At 55.9% G+C, this 4204-nt stretch carries 4 protein-coding genes and 1 pseudogene; all 5 read left to right on the top strand.

Going from position 1 to position 4204, the window contains the following annotated elements:
- Positions 1–20 precede the first annotated feature (20 nt).
- The gene (locus R6U90_RS11685; protein WP_410352870.1) at positions 21–818 is read left to right on the top strand and encodes a glycine--tRNA ligase; all 798 of its coding nucleotides are present in this window, start codon (positions 21–23) and stop codon (positions 816–818) included.
- Positions 800–1828 (top strand): annotated as a pseudogene (gene trkA / locus R6U90_RS11680) (Trk system potassium transporter TrkA); the annotation flags it as partial. The gene R6U90_RS11685 and the pseudogene trkA, both read left to right, overlap by 19 nt.
- Before the next feature lie 164 nt (positions 1829–1992).
- On the top strand, positions 1993–3447 hold the full coding sequence (locus R6U90_RS11675; protein ID WP_410352869.1) for a TrkH family potassium uptake protein: 1455 nt from the start codon (positions 1993–1995) through the stop codon (positions 3445–3447).
- Positions 3448–3508: 61 nt separating this feature from the next.
- Positions 3509–3820 carry a tetratricopeptide repeat protein gene (locus tag R6U90_RS11670; RefSeq protein WP_410352868.1) on the top strand — a complete coding sequence of 104 codons (312 nt, stop codon included), beginning with the start codon at positions 3509–3511 and terminating at the stop codon, positions 3818–3820.
- A 63-nt stretch (positions 3821–3883) separates the two neighbouring features.
- The coding region (locus R6U90_RS11665; RefSeq protein ID WP_410352867.1) for a hypothetical protein at positions 3884–4204 on the top strand (321 nt) is incomplete at its 3' end.

Below are 4204 nucleotides of genomic sequence, written 5' to 3'. Positions count from 1 at the left end.
GCCAATCCTGTCGACAGAAATTGCCCTTCGGGATCGCCCAGTCCGGTAAAGCATTCCGTAACGAAATCAACCCCCGCTTTTTCACTTTCCGTTCACGTGAGTTCGTCCAACTGGAAATGGAATTCTTCTGCCGGTCCGAGGAAGCCATGGAATGGTACGATTACTGGCATCGCCAGCGGTGGGATTTTTATACCAGCATTCTCGGCATCCCCCCGGACAAACTGCGGGTCCAGGAACATGAAAGCCTGGCCCACTATGCCAAGGCCGCCCTGGACATTGAGTTCGCCTTCCCCTTTGGCTGGGGCGAAGTGGAGGGTGTCCACCATCGCGGCACCTGGGACTTGACCCGGCATCAGGAGTATTCAGGCCGGGATATGCGCTATCTTGACCAGGAAACGGGGGAACGCTTCCTCCCGACAGTGGTCGAAACTTCCTGCGGCCTCGACCGGATCTGCCTGATGCTCCTGGCTAACCGCTACACCGAAGACGCGGCAAAAACCCGCAAAGAGGGAAAAGACGAGGACCTCCGGGTAATGCTGCGGCTCCCGCCCGTAGTCGCCCCGATCCAGGCAGCCGTGCTGCCGCTGTCAAAGAAACTGTCCGAACCGGCACGCCGGATATTTAACGATCTGCGAACTCGGTTCCGGACTGAATACGATGACGGCGGCAGTATTGGTAAACGCTATCGCCGACAAGACGAGATCGGCACCCCATACTGTATAACCTACGATTTCGATTCGGAAACCGACCAGGCAGTGACCATTCGGGACCGTGACCATATGACCCAGGAACGAGTCCCCTGCCCATCGATGTGCTGATCAGTCCCGAACAGTTGATCACCAATTATGTACAGAGCCTGATCAATCACCCCGGCGCCCTGCAGGTGCTCGATTTTGCCGAGGGGCTGGTCCAGCTGGTCGGGGTACGCGCCTATTATGGCGGCCCGCTGGTCGGGCATGAGCTGCGCACCCTGCGCCAGCACATGCCCGGGGTCGAGGCCCGGGTGGCGGCTATTTACCGGCGTGGACGACCGATTATTCCCGAGGGTCACACGGTCATCGAAGCCGATGATGAAGTCTTCTTCATCGCCGCCAGCGCAAACATTCGTACCGTGATGAGCGAACTGCGCCGGCTGGACAAACCCTACAAGCGCATCATGATCGTCGGCGGCGGCAATATCGGCAAGCGCGTGGCCCAGGCGCTGGAGCACAAATACCAGGTCAAGCTGATCGACCACAACCCGGAACGGACCCGGCTCATTTCCAACGAGCTGGACAAGACCATGGTGCTGTGCGGCGACGCGGCTGACGAAGAACTGTTACTGGAAGAGAATATCGACAAGACTGACGTGTTCTGCGCGCTGACCAACGATGACGAGGCCAACATTCTCTCGTCCATGCTGGCCAAGCGCCTGGGGGCGCGCAAGGCGATTACCCTGATCAACCGCGCCGCCTATGTGGACCTGATTCAGAGCGGCGTGATCGACATTGCCCTCTCTCCCCAGCAGTCTACCATCGGCAGTCTGCTCGCCCACGTACGACGCGGCGATGTGGTCAAGGTCCACTCCCTGCGCCGCGGCGCCGCCGAGGCCATTGAGGCCATCGCCCATGGTGATATCAATACCTCCAAGGTCGTCGGGCGCCGGATCGAGGAGCTTAAACTGCCGCCGGGCGCCACCATCGGCGCCATCGTGCGCGGTAAAGAGGTTGTCATCGCCCATCATGACACCCTGATTGAATCCGACGATCACATCATCCTGTTCCTGGTCGACAAGGCCCGCATCCCCGATGTCGAGCGCCTGTTCCAGGTCAGCATCACCTTCATTTAATAACAAGGCACGAGTTACGAGGGACGAGTGACGAGGAATATGAACTCAATCTGTTTTTTTATTGCCGGAGCACGCCGCAAAGCCACAGATCGCTATAACAATAACATGGCACTCGTGACTCTTTCTAAGCACTCAGAACTCAGAACTCAGAACTATTACTGATCATGCATCTGCTGGTTATCCAACGCATCCTGGGTATTTTGCTGATGGTCTTCAGCCTGGCTATGCTGCCGCCGTTGTTTGTCTCCGTTCTCTATCTCAACATTACTTTCGAGGCGTTTTTTTACAGTTTTGCGATTATCCTGATCAGCGGGATCGTTCTGTGGTTACCGGTCAAAAACCGGAAACAGGAACTGCGGATCCGGGACGGGTTTCTGGTGGTATCGCTGTTCTGGATCACCCTGAGTCTGTTTGGCGCCATACCATTCATTCTCTCGCCGGATCCCGATATCTCGACCACCGATGCGATTTTTGAATCCTTCTCCGGCCTGACCACGACCGGTTCCACCATTCTGACCGGCATCGATTACCTGCCGGAATCCATCCGCTTCTATCGCCAGCAATTGCAGTGGCTGGGCGGCATGGGAATCATCGTCCTGGCCGTCGCAATCCTGCCCATGCTCGGTATCGGGGGGATGCAGCTGTATCGCGCCGAAACGCCCGGCCCGGTCAAGGACACCAAGATCACCCCACGCATTACCGAGACCGCCAAGGCCCTGTGGTATATCTATCTGAGCCTGACCGTACTCTGCGCGCTGGGTTACTGGCTGGGGGGTATGAGTCTGTTCGATGCCATCGGACACAGTTTCTCGACCGTGGCCATTGGCGGCTTTTCCACCCATGATGCCAGCATGGGCTATTTTATCGACAAGCCCATGATCGAAGTGGTTGCGATTATTTTCATGTTCCTCTCCGGCATCAACTTTGCGCTGCATTTCACCGCCTGGCGCCTTCGCTCACTGAGATATTATCTGCTCGATTCCGAATTCCGCACCTATGTAACCATTCTTTTACTGGTGGCCCTGATCACTGTTTTTTATCTGCATAACGAGAATGTCTTCCCTGGCTTCGATCGTGCCCTGCTGCACGGAGTCTTTCAGACAGTTTCCATCGGCACCACCACCGGCTTTACCACCCACCAGTACCATCTCTGGCCCGGCTTTTTGCCGGTGCTGTTGCTGTTTGTCAGCTTTGTCGGCGCCTGCGCCTGGTCCACCGGGGGCGGGATGAAAGTCATCCGTTTTCTGCTGCTCATTAAACAGGGCATGCGTGAAATCAAGCGCATCATTCACCCCAATGCGGTAATTCCCATCAAGGTCGGGGACAAACCGGTTTCACCGCGCATCATCGATGCCATCTGGGGCTTTTTCTCGGCCTACGTGGCCCTCTTCGCCATCATGATGCTGCTTTTGATGATGACCGGCCTGGATCAGATCACGGCTTTCTCGGCGGTTGCCGCCACCATCAATAATCTCGGACCCGGCCTGGGCGATGTGGGCAACAATTTTGCCTCGCTCACCGATACCGCCAAGTGGATTCTCTGTTTTGCCATGCTACTGGGCCGTCTGGAAATCTTTACCCTGCTGGTTCTTCTGACTCCCGCCTTCTGGCGCCGCTAAACCTCAATAACCCTTTTCCCCGCGCGTTGTAATTTCTGCACCGGCTACTTATGCTGATTGCATGAACATGATCAACAACCTCGAAAAAATGCTCGCCGACGGCCAGGACAGCCTGCTGCTGCGCTTCGGCCTGGGACAGGCCTATTACAAGGAAGGCCATTACGACAACGCGATTGCCCACCTGCAACGCGCCCTGCAATTCGACGGCGAATACTCCGCCGCCTGGAAACTGCTCGGCCAGGCCCACGCCGACAGCGGCGACACCCAGCAGGCTATTGCCACCTATGAAAAAGGGATCGAAGTCGCAGAGAAAAAAGGCGACATGCAGGTGGCCAAGGAGATGCGGGTGTTTATGAAACGGCTACTGAAATAACACCAAACTCGCGTATCTCGTCTCGCCACTGCCAGGCATAAAAAAAACGCCCCATGGGGAACCATGGGGCGCGGTTTTCACGAACCTGATAACTTACTGATCCAGACCGTTATCATGCACGTATTCGAGCACCTGTACCGAGTCATCGGCTGCCTGGGTGAACTCGTCGATGCCGACACCGTTGGTGACGATTTCCGGTACATCGTTGAACTAGACCACCAGGTTGATAACGATGTCCTTGGGTACATAGATATGATCAATAAGCGCTTTGACTCCTTAACTATGACATTCACGCTTTACACATGCGCTAATCGCCAGGTCAAGCCATATCAATCAGGTCCTATGATTCAACTCATAACCCAATTACTTACACGCACTGGGAAC

The sequence above is a fragment of the Thiohalophilus sp. genome (assembly GCF_046483665.1).
Lineage (GTDB): Bacteria > Pseudomonadota > Gammaproteobacteria > UBA6429 > Thiohalophilaceae > Thiohalophilus.
Note: the sequence above shows the minus strand (reverse complement) of the source record. Positions and strands in the feature narration are given on the sequence as shown.

What these genes read in the sequence shown, in the direction of transcription:
- R6U90_RS11675 (WP_410352869.1), top strand. Translation starts at nt 1,993, where the DNA reads ATGCATCTGCTGGTTATCCAACGCATCCTGGGTATTTTGCTGATGGTC.
- R6U90_RS11670 (WP_410352868.1), top strand. Translation starts at nt 3,509, where the DNA reads ATGAACATGATCAACAACCTCGAAAAAATGCTCGCCGACGGCCAGGAC.